The organism is Ruegeria sp. AH3 (genome assembly GCF_056536265.1).
The window spans coordinates 163,566-186,156 of record NZ_JBQFJL010000002.1; the positions used below are offsets into that span (position 1 = coordinate 163,566).

Here is a 22,591-nt window from a genome sequence, read left to right on the forward strand (position 1 = left end):
TGTGATCGGAAAATGGCGGAGAAAGCACATACCACATCTCTTGGCATCCTGATCTTTCCGGGATTCCCCATGGCTTGCCTGACCTCGTGTATCGAGCCCCTGCGGGCCGCCAACGAGATTTCAGGGCAGAATGTATTCCGCTGGACAGTGGTTGCTGAAAAAAATGCGCCTGTGCAGTCCTCTGCCGGAGTAACATTTTCGCCGCATTGCGCTTTGGCTGACGTGAAAGCCCTGGATCATTTGCTGTTTACCGCAAGCCCCAACAGTGTGTTCGAATACCCCTCCAAAGCGAACGCGGCCCTGCAAAGGCTGCTGAGCGACAAAACGCAGCTTGGCGCGATCAGCGGCGGTGTATTTCCTTTGGCCAGAACCCGGTTGACCGGAGATCAGCCCCTATCTGTCCACTGGTGTTATGAGGCCGCCTTTCAGGCCGAGTTTCCCGAGATTCCGATCACAGACACCGTAATTTGTACGGAAGGTGCCTTCACAACCATCTCTGGTGCATCAGCCGTGTTTGACCATATGCTGACGTTGATCGAAGACCACCTAGGCGACGACATCATGGCCGAAGTTGCGTGCTGGTTTCAGCACCCTTTCATCCGCAGCGCCGCCATGTCACAAAAAGTTCCGGCGCTCTCGACCGCCAAGAGTCAGGATTTGCTTCCGAAACAGGTGGCACGGGCTATTCAGCACTTTGCAGAACATATCGAAAACCCCATCCAGATCAGTGAAGTGGCCGATGCGGTCGGCCTGTCAGCACGCTCACTTGAGCGCGGGTTCAAAAAAGCGACCGGTCAAAGCCCGCTCAGCTATTACCGCAGGATGCGAATGAACCAGGCGCGACAGCTGGTACTGTATACAAACGACCCGATTGCAGAGGTGGCTTATATGGTCGGCTACGCAACCCCCGGCGCGTTCATGCGGCATTATCGGGAAACTTTTGGCGTCACGCCGATCAGCGACCGGCGTGCCAAGAATTCGATGCGGGTCGGCAGCGATGATGTGCTGCCATCAGGCTGACGTCAGGCGATCTATCGGGCCGGCAAGATCATTTTGTCCGCCAAGCTTGGTCGGTTTTTAATCTGGGCAGCATTGATTTGAACAATGAGGAAGAACTCATCCCATCACCCGGCAATCTAAATGTTAATGGGAGCTCAAAACCCTGATGCATTCAAAAGCTCAGCAGAACCGAAATGAAATGCAGAACATAGCTGTGCCGCCCTGATCCTAGGACCGCGGTTCCAAATTACGCTTGAGCAGAAACTGATTCTTGAAATTCTTGAGGCCCAGCATCACCTCGGCATCCACGATATCCTCAACGCCGTGAATGTGCTCTTCCAAAAAGGTCGCAAGATCATCGGGCTCGTCACAGACCAGTTCAACCATCAGATCAAATCGTCCCGTAACCCAGAGAATGTAAACCACGCTGGTAACTTCACCCAGTCGATCCGCGACGGTTTGCGGGGTCGTACCCGGCGCAACCTTCAAGCAGATCATGGCATCCGCCTTATATTCCGAAGCTGTGGGATCGGTGATCGCAACGATCCGAAGCAGGCCAGCCTCTTTCATGGCGTTGACACGATTACGTACTGTGCCCTCGGAAACATCAAGCTTCTGCGCAATCTCTGAAAATGGCATTCGCCCGTCGAGTTCGAGCATCTGAACGATCTCGCTGTTCAATCGCTCTCCGACCGAATGAGTGCCCCGTTGGCGGGACGGCCTGTCCGTTTCTGAGTTTCGCGATAAATTCACGGGGCGTCCTCTTGTTGTATCAGGCCAGCATTGCTTGGATCATAGGGCTGAACCCTCAAAGATTTCAAACCGATTTCCCGTAAACGCGAGGGCTATGCTGTGGATTTCAGGCTTTAACCAGCGCTTCAATCAGCTCCTGATTTTCCTTGCCTGATATGTGCATGATCTCTTTCGGTCCGGAAAATCCCTTCTAAACCCTTCAGGAAACAGCTGGTGTCTTCGCGCGGAAGTACCATTCCATCGATGATATCCTGAATGGCGAAATGCCTCTTGCGAACTATTCCTGCAAAAGCTCTCGAATCCCCGAGTCCAACGAGGCGGTGAAACCTGCATCGTTGCCCGGATTGGCGGCACAGTGACCCCAAGGAGAGTCATAGGGACGGAAGTCTGCATACTGCATGTGCTGCGCTTCGATGGCGTTGTCTTCTGGCGGGAAGTACAGATCCTGCTTGCATGGCATCAGGATTGCACGGGCCTTGATCGCACCAAGGGCCGCTTTGAAATCACCATTGTAAAGCGGGCCTGCTGAGATGTCGCCAGCTTGCCAAGTTGCCAGCTTGGCCAAAAGGTTGTTGGCGTCCCAGCCCTCAGCATGATCGATCTCCCAGTCAATCAGAAGGTCTTCGATCGTGTTGAAGCCAAGCTGCTTATACAGACCTTCGCGATAAAACGTCTGGGAAAATGCCCAACCTGCATAGACCCGCCCAAAGGCTTTTAGCCCCGCCGCGGGTGGTTCATCGTAATCGCCTCCGTTCCAGCTTTGATCAGCGCAGAGCGCAGCTTTGACGCCTTCGAGAAATACAAAATTATGAGGCGACGTTTTGGCTGAGGCGCAAAACGGCAGGATCGCCTTGACCATATCGGGATATTGCGCTGCCCATTGGTACGACTGGCACCCGGCCATGGACCAGCCTGCAACCAGCGCGATCTGCTCGATACCAAGATGGTCGTGGATCAAACGATGCTGTGCCGCGATATTGTCCCACATCTGCACCAGTGGAAATCGCGGGCCATCCTGCGGCGCAGGTGTGTTCGAGGGTGAAGATGACCGCCCGTTGCCGAACAGGTTCGGGCTGACAATGAAATGCCGCGCCGGATCCAAGGCTCGGCCCGGGCCGAAGAACCCCTCGTTACGGGAATTGGTGCCGGTATAAAACGTCGGCAGCACGACGACGTTATCCCGCGCGGGCGACAGGGTTCCATAGGTTTGGTAAGCGAGCTTGGCACCCTTCAGTACCTCACCTGACAAAAGTGGGAAGTCGCCGAGTTCGAGCAACTGGAATTCCTGTGCCATGGATACCCCTGCTGTTAATTTGAGAATGGCCCCGAAAACCACCGGGGCCATCCGTGTTTCGGTCAGTAGAGCCTTAGGTATTCCTGCACTTCCCAATCAGTGACAGATTGGTGATACCGCTCCCACTCGTCGTTTTTGTACTCCAGATAGGACTTGCGCATGACCGGACCCATCACGTGTTCGGCCATCTCGTCATGACGCAACGCTTCGATTGCGTTCCACAAGGTGCGCGGCAGGCGGCGAATACCAAGCTCGGTCAGCTCACTGTCAGTCTTGGAATAGAGGTCGAAATCCGTGGGTTTGCCGGGATCGATCTTGTTCTTGATCCCCTGAACCGCACAAGTCAGGTGCATCGCCATAGCCAGATAAACATTCATCGTCATGTCGCAAGCGCGGTTTTCAATGCAGTGGCGGCTTTGCGGCAAGCGGAATTGGGCGGATCGATTGTTGTACCCGAAGGTGATGTTGGTCGGCGCCCATGTGACAGTGCCGCCTTCGAACCCACCCACGCGTGGAACCAAACCGTTATACGAGTTCACAGTCGGGCAGGTAATCGCAGTAATCGCCTCGGCGTGCTGCATCAAGCCTCCGACGGCGTAACGGCTTTCCTCCGACCACTCGCCATCCTCAGTCTTGAAGATGTTTTCGCCGGGGCGGCTTTCATGCTGCATCGACATGTTGATATGTGCGCCTGAGCGCCAGTCACCCACGGTGGGTTTCGGCATGAAGGTTACGAACATACCGTGTTTCTTGGCGACCTCTTTCAACACAATCCGCAAGAACGCCAGCCGGTCGGACATTTCCAGGATGTTGGTATAGTGGAAATCAAGCTCGAACTGAGAATAGGCGCCTTCAGCCACCACGTCATGCAGGTTCCAGCCCAGCCCTTCGATGATGTCGATCATGTCCTTCAGGAACGGCATAGAGTCGACTGAATATTCCACATCATAGCCAAACGCCTGACGACGCGGGCGCAAGCCATCCGCCGGATCGTTGTCGAAGGCTTTCACCGGTTGACCGGCCTCGTCATACTTCATCACGATAAATTCGGGTTCGACTCCGGCATAGCCAACATAGCCATCCTGCGCAGCCTCGTGCATCGCGCGCTTCAGTGCTTGGCGGGGGCAGACATTATAGGGCGCATCTTCCCAGTAGAGGTCCGAAAAGATGATCGCCATCGAGGTGTCCCATGGGCAGATATAGACCGCGTCCAGATCCGGCACCACGACCTGATCACTGTCGGCGGGGCTCAGTTCGGGGACATAGGAAATCGAATGCACCGCGAATTGTGGCCCTTTGCCCAGGCACAGCTCTTCGAAATCGCTCATCGGGACAGGCTTGGTTTTGGGGATGCCATGCAGGTCGATCCAGGCCCCCATCACATATTTGACGCCTGCCTCCTCTAACTGCTTTTTGACGGCGGGGATTTTGGGACGGTTGCGTTCAACCGCGTCCTGAAAGCTTTCGTAGTAGATCTTGCTGTTTGCATTGTCTTTGGGCACTTGGCTTCCTCCTGTTGGGGGGCCGTCAGGTTTCGGAACTCAGAACCTGACGGTCTGGAATTGGGCGGTGTTCTCGCCATGGGGAAAGCGGGTGTCCCGGACGTTGAGAGAGGAACAAGAACACCCGCCTTCAGGCAGCGTCGGACGTTCAGCCCGCCACGAAGTCGTCGGGATCGATGCCCGGAACTTTGGTGATCCCAGCCAGTTGTTTCCAGTTATGCGGATAGGCAGCGTAGAAGATCACACACTTCTCATCTGCTTCGTATGAGATGTGGTTGTCCTTGGGTACGAACAGAACGTCGCCGCGGTTGCAGATATATTCTTCGCCATCGCAGACCAGCCGGAAGGTGCCTTCCAGGCAATAGATGATCTCGTCACAGGTCAGGTCCCATGGCACCTTGATGTTGTTGAGCACATTGATGCCGCCGCACATGGTCTTGCTGAATTCGCTGGTCACCATCGGCTTGATATACGTGTCGCTGTCGCCCATCGCGTTGTAGCGATCCTCGACCAGATCGAATTTGAATAGCTGTGGTTTATCGCCCATGGATCAGGACCCTTCCTTGGCCAGATGTTTCAGAATGGATTCGTTCAGTTCAACCTTGTAGCCGTCCGGGTCTTCGCAGAACGCGATGACGCGAGTGCCGTTCTTCATCGGCCCCGGCGGGCGTGTGATATTCACCCCGGCAGCTGCCAGATCCTCACACGCCTTGTAGACATCCGGGGTTTCGATGCAGATATGGCCCCAGCTATTGCCGTGGTCATACGACTCTTCCTGATCCCAGTTTGCGGTCAGTTCCAGCGTCGGAAATTCCGCCTCGGGGCCATAGCCGATGAACGTGTTCGTGAATTTGCCTTCGTGGTAATCAGTGCGGCGCAGGACCTGCATCCCCAAGATCCCGCAATAGAACTCCAGCGATTTTTCCATATCCATCACCCGCATCATCGTATGAGCAAGGCGGAACCCGCTGCTGATATTATCGGTCACGGTTTTCTCCTCAATTCAGTGGTTTTCGGTGGCGGTCACATCCCGCGCCACCATTTCCTGGAACGCGCGCACGCTGTCCTCCCATGCCGGAGACAGCACGCCGCCTTCATCCGAGATGGATGAGGCCCGTCCCAGCTGCAGCCGTTCGGTCATCTCATGATCTTCTTTGTGCACATCCCACCACAGCTGCTTCAGGCCTTCGATCTCGTCCTGTGTCAGCGCCTGCCCTTCTGTGGTGTAAAGCGCCCGCTTCTGCATCATTGTGCCGGGGCCGGTGGGGATATTCAGATAGACCCCCATCTGGTCCGGAAAATACCGGCCCAGAATGAAGTTCGGATAGAGCGTCAGATAGCGCGAGCTGACACCCAGGCTGCCCGATGTCCCGATCTCTTCCTCCAGATCAACCGCACTGCCCATGCAGTTGCCGTCGACGATCGTATAGTGGTCTTCCAATGGCTGATCCGTGGTCGAGGAATGCACGAACTGGACATGGTAAGGCTCGATGAAATTCTCCATGATGAACTTCCAGTTACAGGCAATCTCGCCGAAATCGAGCGTTCCGATGCATTCCAACTTGTCCCAGTCCATCCCCTCCAAACGGCCCTGAATGGTGGCGGAATACTCGTCAAAATCTGGCGCGTTACCGTCGAGATTGACGAAGATCCAATCTTTCCAGACATGGCTGCGCACGGGGACCAGGCTGTTTCGTTTCTTGTCGAACCCTTCGGCCTGATGATCGTTTGCACCACCGAAATGAGGCGCAGCACGCAGCTGTCCGTCCAGATCATAGGCCCAGGCATGATAAGGGCAGCGGATGAGCTTACCCACATTTTTGGGCGCATCGACCAGGGTCAGACAACGGTGACGGCAAATGTTGTGAAAAGCCCGTATCTCGCCTGCAGTGTTACGGATGAGCAGCAAGGGATGTTCAGCCACCGTGACCGGGACAGCATCCCCTGCAGCACGCAGCTCATGTGCGAACCCGACACAAACCCAGTTGCGTGTAAAGACCGAGGTACATTCGGCCCGCCAGAATTCTGCATCCTTATAGGCCGCAGCGGGCAGGCCACGTTTTGGAGTGGTTTCTTCGAAGAAAGACTCAAGCAACGAATTGATTGGCTTCATCGTTCAAGTTCCTGACATAGGGTTTCGAAATCGACACCACGGCTCTGCGGCCGAGCGTTTTCGTAGTGTCTGCCAGCAGTGAACTGCGAAAAACGCACCTTGTCTATTATTTTTTACGAATGCGTCACGTAAATTTGCATGATTCGCAAAAAATACCCTGAATCCGCTCGACAATTATGACGTTTTCGCAATTTCGCTGAGCAAAACTCAATACAATCGCCAGAATTTTTCGGCCGACCTCTTCGAATCAAGCAGCACATGTTCAACAGGGCTTCGAATACCGAACTCAAGCGGGCTTTGCGCTGCGCGATCCCGGCAAGCCCTACGGGATCACCTTGCGCTGCGCGTGCACCATCAACCGCTCGGCCTTTTGCGTTATTGTATTCAGGATATCCCCTACCGGCGGCATGTCTCTGATCAGACCTATCCCTTCGCCAACAGGTATCGTCGCATGTAAGTTACGCAAAGTGGGTGCGACCACAGGCTCAGGCTGGTTTTCGTCTGAGTTCAAGGCCTGAACCCTATCATCCCCGGTCGCATGCAGGACGACCTTGGCTAAGTCTGAATGAACTTGCCCTTCTTCACTGGCCCAAAGTCGAGCGCCCATGACAACACCATCCGCGCCCATTACCAAAGCGGCTGCCAGCCCGCGGGAATCGGCAATGGCTCCGGCAGCCAACAGCAGGGTGTCATGCGCCTCGCGATACAGGAAATCCGCGACTTCGGGCAACAAGGCAAACGTCGTACGTGCTCCTGATTTCTCCGATGATACGCTACTTTGCGCCACCACTACGTCAGCACCCGCCTCAACGGCCAACGCGGCGCCTTGCAAATCTAGGACCTGACAAATCAACGGGACATTGGCTTGTGCAATCCGGGGTGCAAACGGACGTGGGTCGCTATGAGAAAGGAAAACTGCGCGAGGACGCCGTGCCAGAACCATGTCCAACAGCTCGGGCGATTTTGCCAGATGCGAGGTCGTGAACCCGCAGCCCACCGGCTCATTTCCTGCGGCTTGAAACTGGCGTTCGATCCAGTCCGCATCGCGTTCCCCAGCACCGATCAGCCCCAAGCCACCCGCCCGTGCGACTGCCGCAGCCAATGACCCGTCGGCAAGTCCCGGCGTCGGCGCCAGAACAACGGGACAGGTCAGCCCGAAAAGACGGGTCAATCGGGTATCGATCATGCGCCACCTCACAAAAGATGATCGATTGAAACAGGAACGCCGGAGTGTAGGCGAACACTCCGGCGACATGGATGGTCTGATTGCGGCGTAAATCTGCGTGAATTTGCGCCGTCCAAACAGGATCAGATATCGAGCGTGTGTTCTTTTTCCCATCTTGAGAAGTGAGAGACGAAGGAGTTCCATTCCTGATGTTTCATCTTCAGATATGCTGCTGAGAACTCCTGGCCCATGGCCGCCTTCAACTCTGTATCCTTGTCGTAATCACGCAGCGCATCCAGCATGTTAAGAGGCAGCTTTGGCGCATCGGTGACCGTATGGCCCTCGGCATACATGTCGATGTCATAGCGACGGCCCGGATCAGCCTTCGAGCGGATGCCGGAGAGGCCGGCGGCGATGATCACCGCCTGCAACAGGTAGGGGTTGGTGGCACCATCGGGCAGGCGCAGTTCGAACCGACCGGGGCCAGGGACACGCACCATGTGGGTGCGATTGTTACCGGTCCAGGTCACGGTGTTGGGGGCCCAGGTCGCCCCCGACATGGTCCGCGGCGCGTTGATACGTTTATAGGAGTTCACCGTGGGGTTGGTGATCGCCGCCAGCGCGCTGGCATGTTTCATGATACCGCCGAGGAAATACTTGCCCTGCTCACCCAGACCGACCTCGCCGGTGGGGCCTTCGCCTTCGCCGGCGAACACGTTGGTTTTGGCATCCGCGCCCGGCGCATCCCAGACCGAGATATGGGCGTGGCAGCCGTTGCCTGTCAGCCCCTCCACGGGTTTGGGCATGAAGGTGGCGCGCAAGCCGTGCTTTTCAGCCACCGATTTGGTCATGAACTTGAAGAACGAATGCTTGTCAGCCGTCTTCAGAACATCGTCAAACTCCCAGTTCATTTCGAACTGTCCGTTGGCGTCTTCGTGGTCGTTCTGATACGGGCCCCAGCCCAGTTCCAGCATGTAGTCGCAAATCTCACGCACCACATCATAGCGGCGCATGACGGCCTGTTGATCGTAACAAGGCTTTTCCGCCGTATCGAACGGGTCACTGATTTGCTCGCCATCCGGGGTCAGCAGGAAGAATTCCGCTTCGATACCCGTTTTGACATGCATGCCTTCGGCAGCGGCCTCGTCAATCAAGCGGCGCAGCACGTTGCGCGGGGCTTGCGCCACGTCCTTGCCCTCCATCACACAGTTTCCGGCCACCCAGGCAACCTCGGGCTTCCAGGGCAACTGAATGACCGAGGATGGATCGGGCACCGCCAACATATCCGGATGCGCCGGGGTCATGTCGAGATACGTGGCGAAGCCAGCAAAGCCCGCACCGTCCTCCTGCATGTCGGCGATGGCCTGTGCGGGCACCAGCTTGGCCCGCTGTCCACCAAACAGATCGGTGAACGAAATCATGAAGTATTTGACGCCTTTTTCCTTGGCGAAAGCAGCCAGATCTATCGTCATGGTCGGCCTCCCTTTCCCTGTTGATATGTCTCAATAGAAGAAAGGCGCCGCCCTGTCGGGCCGCGCCTTGGTCTCATGTGTCGATCAGAACCCTGCCTTGCCCGGGTACCAGTCGGTGCCCGCCAGCGGCACACGTGCCATGGCGGCGGCCTCCATGGTCAGGGCACACAGGTCCTCGGGTTCCAGATTGTGCAGGTGATTGTGGCCGCAAGCACGCGCGATGGTCTGCGCCTCAAGCGTCATCACCTTCAGGTAATTGCGCAACCGACGACCCGCTTCGATCGGGTCTAGACGCGCGGCCAGTTCCGGGTCCTGCGTGGTGATGCCCGCAGGGTCCTGCCCTTCGTGCCAGTCATCATACGCTCCGGTGGTGGTACCGAGTTTCTGGTACTCGCTCTCCCATTTCGGGTCGTTGTCGCCCAAAGCGATGAGGGCCGCAGTACCAATAGCCACCGCATCCGCACCCAGAGCCATGGCTTTGGCCACATCGGCACCGGTGCGGATACCACCCGAGATCACAAGCTGCACTTCACGATGCACGCCCAGGTCCTGTAGCGCCTGTACGGCCGGTCGGATACAGGCCAGCGTAGGAATGCCAACATGTTCGATAAACACATCCTGCGTCGCGGCTGTGCCGCCCTGCATCCCGTCCATCACCACCACGTCAGCCCCGGCTTTCACGGCCAGCGCTGTATCGTAATAGGGCCGGGTCGCACCGACTTTCACGTAGATCGGCACCTGCCAGTCGGTGATTTCACGCAGTTCGAGGATCTTGATTTCCAGGTCATCCGGCCCGGTCCAATCCGGATGACGACAGGCCGAGCGCTGGTCGATACCCTTGGGCAACGTGCGCATCTCAGCCACGCGGTCGCTGATCTTCTGTCCCAGCAGCATACCGCCGCCGCCGGGCTTCGCACCCTGACCGACAACAACTTCAATCGCATCCGCCTTGCGCAGATCGTTCGGGTTCATGCCATAGCGCGACGGCAGATACTGATAGACCAACTTGGACGAATGTCCGCGTTCTTCGGGCGTCATGCCGCCGTCGCCAGTAGTAGTCGATGTTCCAGCCATCGACGCGCCGCGACCCAGTGCTTCTTTCGCGGGACCGGACAGAGCCCCAAAGCTCATGCCCGCGATGGTCACGGGAATGTCCAGCTCGATGGGTTTCTTGGCAAAGCGCGTACCCAGCGTCACCGAGGTATCGCAACGTTCGCGATACCCTTCGAGCGGATAGCGGGACACTGATGCACCCAGAAACAGCAGGTCATCAAAATGGGGCACCTTGCGTTTGGCTCCGCCACCGCGAATGTCATAAATGCCGGTCGCCGCCGCGCGCCGGATCTCAGCGTTGATCGGGTTGGTAAACGTCGCCGACTGGATCGGCATGGTGCGGGGGATGGTCTGATCCATATCTTTCATACCCTTCGTCCTCAGTAAGCGGCTGCGTTGTCGACGTCGAAATTATAGAGCTGACGGGCCGAGCCATAGCGCTTGAATTCCTCCGGCTTCGCATCTGTTCCGGCGCGTTCCAGAAGGTCGGCCAGCAGTTCCAGATGTTCGGGCCGCATCTCTTTCTCAATGCAATCCGCGCCAAGACTTTTGACCGAGCCGCGCACAAACAGCCGTGCCTCATACAGCGAGTCGCCAAGCGCATCGCCCGCATCGCCGCAGACCACCAGATTGCCAGCCTGTGCCATGAAAGCAGACATGTGGCCGATATTGCCATGGACGACGATATCGATCCCTTTCATGGAAATCCCGCAGCGCGAGCTGGCATTGCCCTTGATCACCAGCAAACCGCCATGCCCGGTCGCCCCGGCATATTGACTGGCATCGCCTTCGACGATCACGGTGCCCGACATCATGTTTTCGGCAACACCCGGACCCACCGAACCCTCGACCTTGATGGTAGCCTGTTGGTTCATGCCTGCGCAATAATACCCGGTCGAGCCTTTGACGGTGACCTCAATCGGCGCGTCCAGACCCACTGCGATGGCGTGGCTGCCCTTGGGGTTCTGAACTTCCCAACTGGTTTGATTGGTCTCTTTACTCTGCGCCTGAAGGGTCGAGTTCAAACCACGTAGGCCGCTTTCTGCAACGTCGTAAGTCTGCATCTTAGTGGCTCCAGAAATAGACGGTCGAAGGTTCAGGTTCCCAGACGCGGGCGTCTTCGATGCCGGGCAGATTAACCAGCGCGCGGTATTCACTGCCAAAGGCGACATATTGGTCAGTCTCGGCCATAACGGCCGGTTTACAGGCGATCGGGTCACGGACCACGCCGAACCCGTCTTTGGTGCCGACGACGAAAGTGAAGAACCCGTCCAGATCTTCCAGACTGCTTTCCAACGCCTCACCCAGAGTTGCGCCGTTCTGCATCTTCCAGGTCAGGTAAGCTGCACCAACCTCGGTATCATTCATCGATTCAACGCGAACGCCTTCGCGCTTAAGCTTGCGACGCAGCGCATTGTGGTTCGACAGCGACCCATTGTGCACGAGGCATTGATCCGAGCCGGTGTTGAACGGGTGCGCCCCCTCAGTAGTCACGGCAGATTCAGTTGCCATCCGCGTATGGCCGATGCCATGGCTACCGCTCATGGTCGAGACGTTGAATCGCTCCGCCACGTCCTTGGGCAGGCCAACCTCTTTGTAAATTTCAATCGTCGCGCCGTCCGACATTACGCGCAGTCCGGGGCGCAGCTCACGCACGGCCTGACGCGCCTGCTCGACCTTCGTACCGTCCAATTCCAGAACGGCATGAGTGTCATTCGACCGCAAGGAAACTTTTGTTCCAATCGCAGCCTCAAGATCCGCCGCAAGGGTCCGAAAATCCTCGTCGGGTGAATCCGACTGCACCGTTAGTTTCGCAGCGCCGTTCGCCTCGGCGCCATAAATTGCAATACCTGCGCTGTCCGGGCCCCGGTCGGTCATCGTGACCAGCATATCCGTCAGCATCGAACCCAATTGGGGTGCAAGTGACTGGTCCTTAAGGAATAGTCCGACAATTCCGCACATTAGCTTTTGCCCTCTGAAGTTTTGTCGAATCTGACGTTATCAGCCCAACTTCAAGAAAACAACAAGAAGAAATAAATTTTCATGTGGGGAAAATGCGTTCGGAAGCTGGCTCGCACGCATCAAACACCCGAGGCGACTGCCATCCCGGTTCAAAAGAAAACAAGACGTTAAGGATCAACTGGTCTGAGGATATGAGATGATCGACAGATACTTGGCGGGCAGTTTCACCAAAATCTCGGGCCCGTGAGGCGCGTCGGCATCAAAGAAAAGAGTATCCCCCGGCTTCAATGCATAGATGCTGTCGCCATGGCGATAATCGACCTCACCTTCCAGCATATACAGCATTTCGATCCCGTCATGCTGGAACGTAGGAAACTTATCCGACTCCTCGGTCAGCGAAATCAGATAGGGCTCAACCACGACTCCGCTGGCATTGGCCCCCAAATGGCCCAAAAGGTTGTACTGATGTCCGGCTCGGGTGCCCGCCCTCTCGGTCTCGACGCCCTCGCCCGCTTTCGTATGCACCGCGTTGCGAGTTTCCTCATAGCGGCGAAAGAACGACGTAATCGGTGTGCTCAGCGCATCTGCAAGGGACTGCAGCGTCGTCAATGAAGGCGAAGTTGCACCGTTTTCGATTTTGGACAACATACTGATCGACAAACCGGTCAACACCGACAATTCGGCAATTGTCGTATCCTGCTGCAATCGCAAAGCCTTGATTTCGCGCCCGATCGCAGTTTCCAGATTCTTTTCGCTACTGTCCCGAACTTTATGTGGGTCTTGCGAAAAGATCACTTTTTCATCGGTCGTTTCGGCCTGCGCCATTCCGGTCCTCTTGATCTCTTTGGATGTCTAATCCAACCATGACACATGACAACCTGATTTGGGTAGTCGGTCTTGGCGGGCGGTTTTTTTTCATCTCAGTGCTTAGGTTCCGGATTTCGGTATCGGGATGGTCCCAATCAGGAGCTTTTGCGCACGACGATTGATCCGTCGCAACAGTGTTTCGGATTTTCTTTGTATGCTTCCTGATTGTTCTGACAGCTGCGACAACCGGCGCCAAGACCACTGACATCCAGCCATGTACGCCTTTAGAGAACGGATACCGTTCGCAAGGTTCCGGGATAAGCTTCTAAACGGAGAAGTCGTTTACAGCTTGCCCGAGAGAGTATCATCTAGGATCACTCATAAAGTAACTAAAACTTATCTATAATAAAAAGCCGGTCATTTTTCTTTACGTAACTGAGAATCGCAATTACCAACTCCGGCAGCGCGACAGGAGGAGACACCACAGATGTTTGCGGCAGAAAAAACGTACAAAGTAGTTCTGGGCGTAATCGGCGCTGATTGCCACGCCGTTGGAAACAAGATCCTGACCAGCCTGCTGACCCGGGCTGGGATAGAAGTCGTCAATCTTGGTGTCATGGTCAGTCAGGCAGAGTTCGTCACAGCAGCACTTGCAGAAAACGCAGACGCGATCCTTGTGTCGTCGATCTATGGCCACGGTGAAATCGATTGCCAGGGGCTGCGTGAGCGATGTGAAAACGCAGGGATTGGGGAAATTCTGTTGTATGTCGGCGGGAACCTTGTGATCGGCAAGCGGGACTTTGCGACTGTTGCGCAGTGCTTTCAGGACATGGGATATGACCGCGTCTTTCCAGCCTCGGTCAACATCAGCGATGTTGTCGCGTTGCTGAAGGACGATATCGATCTGCGCCGCATTCCGAATATCGGCCATAACTCCGGCGCAGTCTCGATCAGATTTACCGACTGGGCTGCCGTGTAGACGGCCGATGATGACATGACTGACATGCCAGAGATCACGAATACCCGGCTGGCCGATGCCGTTTTTGACGCTGAACGCGAAACCGTTCTTCAATCATGGCACACGGGTTCCGAAGTAAATTTTGAAACCGCGGTTGAGCGTCAGGCTGCACTGCCCGAGGACAAGCAATTCTCGGTGGCACTGGCACAAGCGGACGAAACAGGGAAAACACTGCTGCAGCCGCGCGCTGGTGTGGCGTTGTTGCGGGAACATACAGCGTTGATGGAAGGTCTGTCCCCGTATTGCGATGTGTTGCCCACCACCATCGACGCCTACACGCGCCACAACCGCTATGACGAGGCGCAGGAAGGCATCGATCGGTCCCGCGCTGCCGGAACCTCATTGTTGAATGGGTTTCCGGCTGTAAATCACGGTGTCACCGGGTGCGAAAAACTGGTGGATGCAGTGTCGAAGCCGATCCAGGTGCGTCATGGAACTCCGGATGCGCGGCTGCTGACCGAGGTGACGCTGAGCGCCGGGTTCTCGTCCTACGAGGGCGGCGGTATTTCGTACAACATTCCCTATGCCAAGAATATCCCGCTGGAACAGTCGATCCGCCACTGGCAATATTGCGACCGGCTGGTAGGGCGTTTCGAAGAGCACGGTGTGCGCATCAATCGCGAGCCTTTCGGCCCGTTGACCGGAACGCTTGTACCGCCATTCGTGTCTCATGTCGTCGCAATCATCGAAGGGCTGCTGGCGCTGGAACAGGGCGTGCGCTGTATCACGCTGGGTTACGGTCAGGCCGGCAATCTTGTTCAGGACGTGGCAGCGCTGCGGTCGCTGCGGCGGTTGGGTCATCACTATTTCCAGAACGCGGGTTATGAGGACTACAAGCTGACGACCGTTTTCCATCAGTGGATGGGCGGCTTCCCCGAAGACGAGGCTAAGGCCACAGCGGTAATTTGCTTGGGTGCCTTGGCCGCCAAACAAGCGCGGGCCACTAAGATAATTGTCAAGACTCCGCATGAAGCCAGCGGGATTCCTTCACTCGAGGCAAATCAAGCCGGTCTTAAGGCAACCCGGCAGATGGTGAACATGATCGCGGATCAGAACCGGAACGACGGCAATGAAATCCTCACTGAGGTTGAAGTGATCGAGGCCGAAGTTCACGCCGTCATGCGCGCCGTATTAAAACTGGGAAAGGGTGACATCGCGCGCGGTGCGGTATTGGCCTTTGAAACCGGTGTAATGGATGTGCCCTTCGCTCCGGCCTCGGGTAACGCGGGGAAACTGACGCCAGTGCGCGACAACCATGGGGCATTGAGGATCTTTGAGACCGGGAACGTGCCGCTGCCCAAAGATGTCATGACCTTCCACAAGGATCGGATCGCCGAACGCGCCCGCGCGGAAGGGCGGGACGTATCCTTTGACATGGTGGTCGACGACGTCCGTGCCATATCCGCCAGCAAACTGATTGGTCGCCCTGCGATCACCGCCTAACTCACAGAGTGTAAGATGAAGATCAAGAATGTCGTTTTTGCTCCGGGGCTCGCCTCGTACTATTTTGACGATCAGGCGGCCATCAAACTGGGCGCCAAGCAGGACGGTTTCGTCTATAGCGGTGCGGCCATAACCGAGGGTTTCGCCCGTGTCAGACAATTTGGAGAGAGCGTTTCGATCCTGCTTGAACTGGACAACGGGCAGATTGCCGAAGGCGATTGTGCGGCAGTTCAGTATTCCGGCGCCGCGGGCCGCGATCCCCTGTTTTTGGCCGGGCAGGTCATCCCGTTTCTAAAGCAACATCTGGCCCCTCGGTTGATCGGGCACGACGTCACAAACTTTCGCAAAAGTGCGGCGTATTTCGATAAGCTGACAATCGACGGGCAGCCGCTGCATACGGCGGTCAGATACGGCTTGTCACAAGCTTTGCTGTCGGCCGCGGCTATTGCGAAAGGCAGGATAAAATTTGAAGTTGTCTGCGACGAATGGGGGTTGGAACCGGTTATCGCTCCGTTGAAGCTGTTCGGGCAAAGTGGCGACAACCGCTATGAAGCCGTGGACAAGATGGTGTTGAAACGCGTCGATGCCCTGCCCCATGGCCTGATCAACAACATCCCGCAAAAACTGGGGCAAAACGGCGGCAAACTGGCCGAATATGTCACGTGGCTGTCACGGCGCATCCAGGACCTGCGCAGCGATCCAGGCTATCACCCGGTGCTGCATATTGATGTCTATGGCACAATCGGAATGATCTTCGACAATGACGATGACAAGATCGCCAGCTATCTGGCCACACTGGAGCGCCGCGCTGCACCGTTCGATCTGTATATCGAAGGGCCAGCGGATGCCGGATCGCAGGAGGGCCAGATCACCCTGCTGGGTGATATTCGTACCGTTCTAAAGACGCTTGGTAGCAATGTTAAAATCGTCGCGGACGAATGGTGCAACACGTTCGAGGACGTTATGCGTTTTGTTGACGCTGGCTGCTGCGACATGGTTCAGATCAAAACGCCGGACCTGGGATCGTTGCACAATACCATCGATGCCGTTCTCTACTGCAAGGCCAATGGTGTTGCGGCCTATCAGGGCGGTACCTGCAACGAGACCGATATCTCAGCCCGTGCCTGCCTGCATGCAGCCATGGCGACCCGGCCCGACCGCGTTCTGGTCAAACCTGGCATGGGTTTTGACGAAGGCATGACAATCGTTGCCAATGAAATGCACCGCACCCTTGCCCTTTTGCAGACGCGAGACGCCGCATGACCGATACCCCATTCAAACCTTACGAAGGCCTGCTGGTTGTTTCATTGGAACAGGCCGTTGCGGCACCTCTTGCATCCTGTCACTTTGCCCAGGGTGGCGCACGCGTGATCAAAATCGAACGAGACACCGGCGATTTTGCCCGAAAATATGATGGAGCGGTCAAAGGTTCGGCCTCGTATTTTGTCTGGGCCAATCACGGCAAGGAAAGCCTGTGTCTGGACATCAAGAACCCTGAGGATGCCGCGCTGCTACACCGGATTCTCGATAAGGCGGATGTGTTCATCCAGAACCTTGCACCGGGCGCGATTGCCCGTGCCGGCTTTGGAGAGGATGTGCTGCGCAAACGCAACCCGCGCCTGATCACCTGTGACATCAGCGGCTATGGCGAGGATGGTCGTTATAGCGACATGAAGGCTTATGACTTTCTGGTGCAATGCGAGAGCGGGCTTGTGTCCGTAAATGGGGCCCCGGGCCATCCGGGCCGTATCGGTGTGTCGGTCTGCGATATCGGTGCAAGCATGAACGCCATTATTGGCATTCAGAAAGCCCTTATTGCGCGCGGCATCAGCGGCGAGGGCAGCGCGGTGAAACTGTCCCTGTTCGATACTGCCGCCGATTGGATGACCGTGCCCTTGATGCACACAGTCTACGCTGGCAATGCGCCGCAACCGGTGGGCCTGCACCATCCCTCGATCGCACCATATGGCGGATTCACTACGGCAGATAACGAAATTCTGGCGATCTCGATCCAAAACGAACGCGAATGGAAACGCCTGTGTGCCGAAGTGATCGAACAGCCTGAACTGGCCACGGACCTCCGGTTCTGCGACGCCGCGCAGCGCGTTGCCAATCGCGCCGCTCTTGATGAAATCGTGGCAAGCTTCTTCTTAGCACATGACCGGGCCGCGCTGGAGGCCAAACTGTTCAATGCGGCTATCGCTTATGGCGCGGTAAACTCGGTCGGAGCCTTTGCCGAGCATCCTCAGCTGCGCCGCACGGCAGTTACTCTGGAAAACGGCGAAGAGGCACATTTGGTTGCCGCGCCGGTGCGCCACAGCTTCGACCCCGAAACCCCGCATTTTGGTCGGGTCCCGGCGCTCGGCGAACATTCCGACATTATTCGGATGGAGTTTGCCGAGCAGGTCCCGGCATGATCCGGTCCTACCTGTTTACCCCTGCGCATCGGGCCGGTTTGGTGGCACGCGCGCATGAACGCGGTGCAGATGCGATCCTGCTGGATCTGGAAGACAGCGTGCCGCGTGACCGCAAACAGGCTGCGCGGGATGGTCTGGCCGACACGGTTTCAACGCTGGTGGCGCAAGATATGCCGGTCATTGTTCGGGTGAATGCCGATCTAGGCGAATGCGTGCGGGATCTTGAAACCGCCATCCTACCCGGGGTCGAGGCTATCATGTTGCCCAAAGTCATAGGAGCGGACCACCTGCGTCTGATCGACGATTACCTCTCCTTGCTGGAACGCCAGAACAAAGTGCAGGACCGTCAGATCGGACTGATTGCGCTTATCGAAACAACCGAGGCATTGTTGCACGCTTCGGTCATCGCACGATCCACGCCGCGATTGAAAGCTCTGGCCTTCGGCACCGAAGACTTCTCGACCGATTCCGGTTGTCTTCCCATCGCCGCCGCCCTGCAGCCTGCCGCACAATCCCTGATCTGGGCTGCAAAGGCAGCAGGTCTTGAAGCAATTGGGCTACCTGCAAGCATCGCCGAAATTGACAATATGGATCTGTTCAGAACCAGCGTCGAGCTTGGACGCAGTATCGGATTTGATGGGGTCATGTGTATTCACCCGCGCCAAGTCGGCGTCGTGAATTCCGTTTTCGCCCCGAATGCTGATGAGATTAACTATGCCACCCGTGTCGTCGAGGCATATGAAACCGCGGTTGGACAGGGTTTAGGGGCAATCATGTTGGACGGAAAAATGATAGACCTCCCAATCGTGGTCCGGGCGCAGGCTATGTTGCAATCCCGGCGTCTTTGAAAAAGTCTCGCATGAAACCAGGCCCTTCCTGATCGACAAAATCCCGAAAGGCACGCGCAGCAGGGCGCAAGGGCTTGTCGCGAAGATGAAGGACAAACCAATCGCGGTATTCCGGCATGCCTTCGACATTCAGAATCCTGAGCTTGTTCGCCATGATTTCCAGCGCAATCGTATGGGCCGATATGAAAGCCAATCCCATATTCGCCATGACCGCCTGTTTGATGTTGGCATTGCTTTCCATTTCCTGCGCTCGGGGCTGCGGCAGCCCTGAATCGGAAAAGAAATGTTCGTGTACCATACGTGTTCCCGACCCTTTCTCGCGCACCAGGAAATTATGGGCAGGCAAATCTGACCGGCGGATGCGGCTGGATCGTACCAGCGGATGGTCCGGATGTCCGATCAGGACATATGGGTGCTTGGCAAACTGGTGTGAGGTCGTTTCCAGCCGCCTCGGTGGGCGCCCCATCAGCGCCAAATCGATCTGACCGTCATCCAGCATCGCGATTACCTCACGACGGTTTGCAATCTTGAACTGCAGATCGCATTCGGGATGCTGCTGTTGAAATTGCGCCAACAGATGCGGCCCGAAATTGCGCGCTGTCGAGACCATGGCGACCCGCACACGGTGATCCAGTTTACCCTGCATAATCTGCACCACATCAACCGCCTCGGACAACGTTTCCGTCATCCGTTCGGCATAGGGCACAAGGGCGGTGGCCACCTCACTGGGAATGACCGAGCGCCCTGACTTTTCGAACAGAGGCGCGCCAAACGCCTCGCTCAAACGGCTCATCTGCATTGATACTGCAGGTGGTGTCAGCGACAACCTCTCAGCTGCGCGCACAAAGCTGCGGGTTTCGATCGCAACCAGAAAAATCTGCAACTGGCGTAAGGTGATCTTTTCAGACGACGGTGACATCGCAATTCCTATTCTTCAAAGGTTCGGCTTGCGTGTAAAGAAATCGCCCCCTTTGTCGTCAATAATCACAAATGCGGGAAAATCCACGACCTTGATGCGAAAAACGGCTTCCATTCCAAATTCCGGGAAATCAAGAACTTCAATGCTTTTGATGACATCCTTGCCCAACACCGCTGCCGCGCCGCCGACCGAGCCCAGAAAGAATCCGCCATAACGCTGGCAGCTCTGCACAACCGACACCGCCCGATTGCCTTTGGCGATCATGACCCGTGACGCACCATGTGCCTGCAGTTCCGGTACATATGGGTCCATTCGGGCTGCGGTCGTAGGACCAAATGACCCCGAGGCATGTCCGTCAGGCGTTTTGGCCGGACCCGCATAATATATCGGATGGTCCAGCATATAGCGGGGCAAGTCCCGGCCTTCATTGACCAATCGGGCGAGTTCCGCATGAACTAGATCCCGGGCAACAATCATCGTACCGGACAACAGAACAGGACTGGAAACGGATAGATCGGACAGCGCCGCGCAAATGCCGTCCATTGGCTGATCCAGATTGATCCGGGTCGCAGGCTGTGCCCCGAAATCTTCCGTGGGCAGAAAGCGGGCGGGATCATGTTCCAGTTGCTCCAGCCAGATACCGTCTCGGTCAATGCGCCCCTTGATCTGCCGATCAGCCGAACAACTGACCCCCATCCCGACAGGCAGGCTGCCACCATGGCGTGGTAATCGGATCACGCGCACATCATGGCAGAAATACTTGCCCCCGAATTGTGCCCCCAGGGACATATTGCGGGTCAGGTCCAGAATCTGCGCCTCAAGTTCAATATCCCGAAAGGCGCGGCCATCCGGGCTGCCGGTCGTCGGCAGGTCATCCAGTTCGCGCGCCGAGGCCTGTTTCACTGTCTTCAGACATTGCTCGGCCGACAAGCCGCCAACAACAATGGCCAGGTGGTAGGGCGGGCAAGCGGTGGTGCCCAAAGTCCTGATCTTTTCATCAAAAAAATCCAAAATACGCTCAGGTTCCAGCAACCTGCGAGTTTCCTGAAACAAGAAGGTCTTATTGGCCGATCCGCCGCCCTTGGCCATGAACAGGAAATCAAGGGCGTCGCCGGTATGGGCCTCAATGTCGATTTGTGCGGGTAGATTGGTGCCGGTGTTCTGCTCCTCGAACATAGTCAACGGCGCCATCTGAGAGAACCGCAGATTGCGGGTCTCCCAAGTGTCTCGTACACCTTCACGCACGGCCTCGTGCAGATCGCCCTGAACCAACACGTTCTGCCCCTTCTTGCCATGGATGATGGCCGTGCCCGTGTCCTGACAGCTGGGAAATTCCCTTTCTGCTGAAATCACGGCGTTTTTGAGTAACTCCAATGCCACATACTGATCGTTGGCCGAGGCTTCGGCGTCCTCCAGAATGTCTGCCAACTGCGCAAGGTGACTGGCGCGAAATAGGTGTGACACTTCCGCGAATGCGGTAGACGTAAGCGTTCTGACGCCCTCAGGTGAAACCTTCAGAAAAGCCTGGCCCTCGAAATGAACCGTCTCCAGTCCCTCTGATCCAAGGTATTTGTAACGCGTGTTGGCGATTGTTTTTGAAAGCTGAGTCATGGTGCGAGATTTAGCAGCAACAGTAAAAATGATCAACGATATCTAATGAATGGCATTTTTTGATAACTTTTAATTATTATTTTACTATGTGACTGCGAAGAAAGCGGACGGACTTTCCATCACCTGTTCTTTGGCTGCGGCAATGTTAGTCGAAAGGCCCGGCCACGCGGTCACCGTTTTGGCTTGGCTAACTCTGGTTGAGCACAGACAAACGATCGAGCGCTTTACACGAGGATTTATGAAACGCATTTTGCATATATGAAAAATGCGTCATCACAGTCATTCATTGCGCGTGTGCGCGCCAGTTTGCCAGAGCTTCACCCAAGCGAGCGGAGGTTGGCAGAAGCGATACTTAGTTTTCCGGGCGACTTGGCGGGTTATTCAGCTTCCGAAATCGCCGGTTTGGCAAGCGTTTCGAATGCCACAGTATCCCGGTTCGTCCGCAAGATCGGGTACGCATCCTATGAAGACGCGCGTAAGGCGGTTCGTAATGAAGGACAAACCGGTGCCGCATTGCATCGGCTGGCGGCGGGAGGCACGTCGGAGGGGAATGCTATAGCGCCTCATCTGGAGCAATCTCGACGCAACCTGGAAAAGACGTTCGAAGCATTGGACGATCAGGCCCTGAACGATCTTGTCGAAGCCATGTACGCCGCACCGCGCCTTTGGGTCGCTGGATTTCGGTCCGGTTATCCGCTGGCGAATTACCTTTCGTGGCAAACCTGCCAAGTGCTGCCGCAGGTCAGCCTTGTCCCTAACCCGGGCGAAACTCTGGCCGAAACCGCCGCAAGTTTTGGCCCCCAAGACGTGCTGATGCTGATTGGATTGCGCCGGGCGCCAAGCAACGCGGCGACTCTCGCTGCGGCAGCGCTTGATGCAGGAACCAGAACAGCATTTATTGGCGACGCCCCTGCAATAGAAGCACTTCCGGTGACGTGGCGGTTCACCTGCGTTACCGCATCGAACGGGCCCCTGCTTGATCACACGGGCGTACTGGCGGTTTGTAATTTGATCGCGGCGCGAGCCTTGGAGCGTTCCGGCACCGAGGGCCGAAACCGACTTGCCAAGATCGAAGACATCCACGGTCGGTTCGCCGAACTCTAAACACGCATATCCGGATAGATTGTTTTTCGGTTGTCCAAAAACACTCTCCAACAGGCCTTGCCTGCTCAGTTGAAGCAAATCGCGTGTCATGATGTGAAAATACTATTTCAT

General features: G+C 56.3%; 21 protein-coding genes. 7 read left to right on the plus strand and 14 right to left on the minus strand.

All coding sequences use genetic code 11. The annotated features are described in order from the left end of the window. The first annotated feature begins 12 nt into the window (after positions 1-12). Positions 13-1,020, plus strand: coding sequence for a GlxA family transcriptional regulator (locus tag ACR3EM_RS18345; RefSeq protein WP_480472080.1), 1,008 nt, complete (start codon positions 13-15; stop codon positions 1,018-1,020). A gap of 207 nt (positions 1,021-1,227) precedes the next feature. On the opposite strand, the gene ACR3EM_RS18350 is transcribed toward ACR3EM_RS18345, so the two are convergent. The 12 genes from ACR3EM_RS18350 to ACR3EM_RS18405 all read right to left on the minus strand — a co-directional run bounded on the left by ACR3EM_RS18350 (position 1,228) and on the right by ACR3EM_RS18405 (position 13,138). Continuing rightward, on the minus strand, positions 1,228-1,680 hold the full coding sequence (locus tag ACR3EM_RS18350; RefSeq protein WP_480472081.1) for an Lrp/AsnC family transcriptional regulator: 453 nt from the start codon (positions 1,678-1,680) through the stop codon (positions 1,228-1,230). A gap of 349 nt (positions 1,681-2,029) precedes the next feature. After that, positions 2,030-3,046, minus strand: coding sequence for an alpha/beta fold hydrolase (locus tag ACR3EM_RS18355; RefSeq protein ID WP_480472082.1), 1,017 nt, complete (start codon positions 3,044-3,046; stop codon positions 2,030-2,032). Between the two features lie 62 nt (positions 3,047-3,108). Further along, complete coding sequence (locus tag ACR3EM_RS18360) at positions 3,109-4,548, minus strand: glutamine synthetase family protein (protein WP_480472083.1); 1,440 nt, start codon at positions 4,546-4,548, stop codon at positions 3,109-3,111. Positions 4,549-4,696: 148 nt separating this feature from the next. Beyond that, positions 4,697-5,095, minus strand: coding sequence for a cupin domain-containing protein (locus ACR3EM_RS18365; protein WP_480472084.1), 399 nt, complete (start codon positions 5,093-5,095; stop codon positions 4,697-4,699). A gap of 3 nt (positions 5,096-5,098) precedes the next feature. Next, the gene (gene gloA / locus ACR3EM_RS18370; RefSeq protein ID WP_480472085.1) at positions 5,099-5,536 is read right to left on the minus strand and encodes a lactoylglutathione lyase; all 438 of its coding nucleotides are present in this window, start codon (positions 5,534-5,536) and stop codon (positions 5,099-5,101) included. A gap of 15 nt (positions 5,537-5,551) precedes the next feature. Beyond that, on the minus strand, positions 5,552-6,661 hold the full coding sequence (locus ACR3EM_RS18375; RefSeq protein WP_480472086.1) for an aromatic ring-hydroxylating oxygenase subunit alpha: 1,110 nt from the start codon (positions 6,659-6,661) through the stop codon (positions 5,552-5,554). A 322-nt stretch (positions 6,662-6,983) separates the two neighbouring features. Further along, on the minus strand, positions 6,984-7,604 hold the full coding sequence (locus ACR3EM_RS18380) for a nitronate monooxygenase (protein ID WP_480472087.1): 621 nt from the start codon (positions 7,602-7,604) through the stop codon (positions 6,984-6,986). 365 nt (positions 7,605-7,969) lie between these two features. Continuing rightward, the gene (glnT, locus tag ACR3EM_RS18385) at positions 7,970-9,298 is read right to left on the minus strand and encodes a type III glutamate--ammonia ligase (RefSeq protein ID WP_480472088.1); all 1,329 of its coding nucleotides are present in this window, start codon (positions 9,296-9,298) and stop codon (positions 7,970-7,972) included. An 84-nt stretch (positions 9,299-9,382) separates the two neighbouring features. Next, on the minus strand, positions 9,383-10,711 hold the full coding sequence (locus ACR3EM_RS18390) for an FMN-binding glutamate synthase family protein (protein WP_480472898.1): 1,329 nt from the start codon (positions 10,709-10,711) through the stop codon (positions 9,383-9,385). Positions 10,712-10,731: 20 nt separating this feature from the next. Further along, positions 10,732-11,415: a protein GlxC gene (locus ACR3EM_RS18395; protein WP_480472089.1), complete on the minus strand. Its 684-nt coding sequence runs from the start codon at positions 11,413-11,415 to the stop codon at positions 10,732-10,734. A gap of 1 nt (position 11,416) precedes the next feature. Continuing rightward, a complete protein-coding gene (locus ACR3EM_RS18400) occupies positions 11,417-12,313 on the minus strand; it encodes a class II glutamine amidotransferase (protein ID WP_480472090.1) in 897 nt (298 codons plus the stop codon). A 174-nt stretch (positions 12,314-12,487) separates the two neighbouring features. Next, positions 12,488-13,138: a helix-turn-helix domain-containing protein gene (locus ACR3EM_RS18405; RefSeq protein ID WP_480472091.1), complete on the minus strand. Its 651-nt coding sequence runs from the start codon at positions 13,136-13,138 to the stop codon at positions 12,488-12,490. 469 nt (positions 13,139-13,607) lie between these two features. Here ACR3EM_RS18405 and glmS point away from each other — a divergent pair, with 469 nt between their 5' ends. From glmS to ACR3EM_RS18430, 5 genes are read left to right on the plus strand one after another with little or no spacing between them, the layout of a single operon-like run. Next, a complete protein-coding gene (glmS, locus tag ACR3EM_RS18410) occupies positions 13,608-14,099 on the plus strand; it encodes a methylaspartate mutase subunit S (RefSeq protein ID WP_480472092.1) in 492 nt (163 codons plus the stop codon). Positions 14,100-14,114: 15 nt separating this feature from the next. Beyond that, the gene (locus ACR3EM_RS18415) at positions 14,115-15,581 is read left to right on the plus strand and encodes a methylaspartate mutase subunit E (RefSeq protein ID WP_480472093.1); all 1,467 of its coding nucleotides are present in this window, start codon (positions 14,115-14,117) and stop codon (positions 15,579-15,581) included. 15 nt (positions 15,582-15,596) lie between these two features. Next, positions 15,597-16,844 carry a methylaspartate ammonia-lyase gene (locus ACR3EM_RS18420; RefSeq protein ID WP_480472094.1) on the plus strand — a complete coding sequence of 416 codons (1,248 nt, stop codon included), beginning with the start codon at positions 15,597-15,599 and terminating at the stop codon, positions 16,842-16,844. Next, the gene (locus tag ACR3EM_RS18425; RefSeq protein ID WP_480472095.1) at positions 16,841-17,998 is read left to right on the plus strand and encodes a CaiB/BaiF CoA transferase family protein; all 1,158 of its coding nucleotides are present in this window, start codon (positions 16,841-16,843) and stop codon (positions 17,996-17,998) included. The genes ACR3EM_RS18420 and ACR3EM_RS18425 overlap by 4 nt, the downstream gene beginning before the upstream one ends. Beyond that, positions 17,995-18,846, plus strand: coding sequence for an HpcH/HpaI aldolase/citrate lyase family protein (locus tag ACR3EM_RS18430; protein WP_480472096.1), 852 nt, complete (start codon positions 17,995-17,997; stop codon positions 18,844-18,846). Before ACR3EM_RS18425 ends, ACR3EM_RS18430 begins: the two co-directional genes overlap by 4 nt. Here the strand turns inward: ACR3EM_RS18430 and ACR3EM_RS18435 are convergent. After that, positions 18,821-19,765 (minus strand): LysR family transcriptional regulator, encoded by a 945-nt coding sequence (locus ACR3EM_RS18435; protein WP_480472097.1) that lies wholly within the window; start codon positions 19,763-19,765, stop codon positions 18,821-18,823. The two genes, ACR3EM_RS18430 and ACR3EM_RS18435, sit on opposite strands and share 26 nt — an antisense overlap. Before the next feature lie 15 nt (positions 19,766-19,780). Continuing rightward, the gene (locus ACR3EM_RS18440; protein WP_480472098.1) at positions 19,781-21,376 is read right to left on the minus strand and encodes a FumA C-terminus/TtdB family hydratase beta subunit; all 1,596 of its coding nucleotides are present in this window, start codon (positions 21,374-21,376) and stop codon (positions 19,781-19,783) included. Between the two features lie 258 nt (positions 21,377-21,634). On the opposite strand from ACR3EM_RS18440, the gene ACR3EM_RS18445 reads away from it, so the two are divergent. Continuing rightward, the gene (locus ACR3EM_RS18445) at positions 21,635-22,480 is read left to right on the plus strand and encodes a MurR/RpiR family transcriptional regulator (protein ID WP_480472099.1); all 846 of its coding nucleotides are present in this window, start codon (positions 21,635-21,637) and stop codon (positions 22,478-22,480) included. Positions 22,481-22,591: the final 111 nt, after the last annotated feature.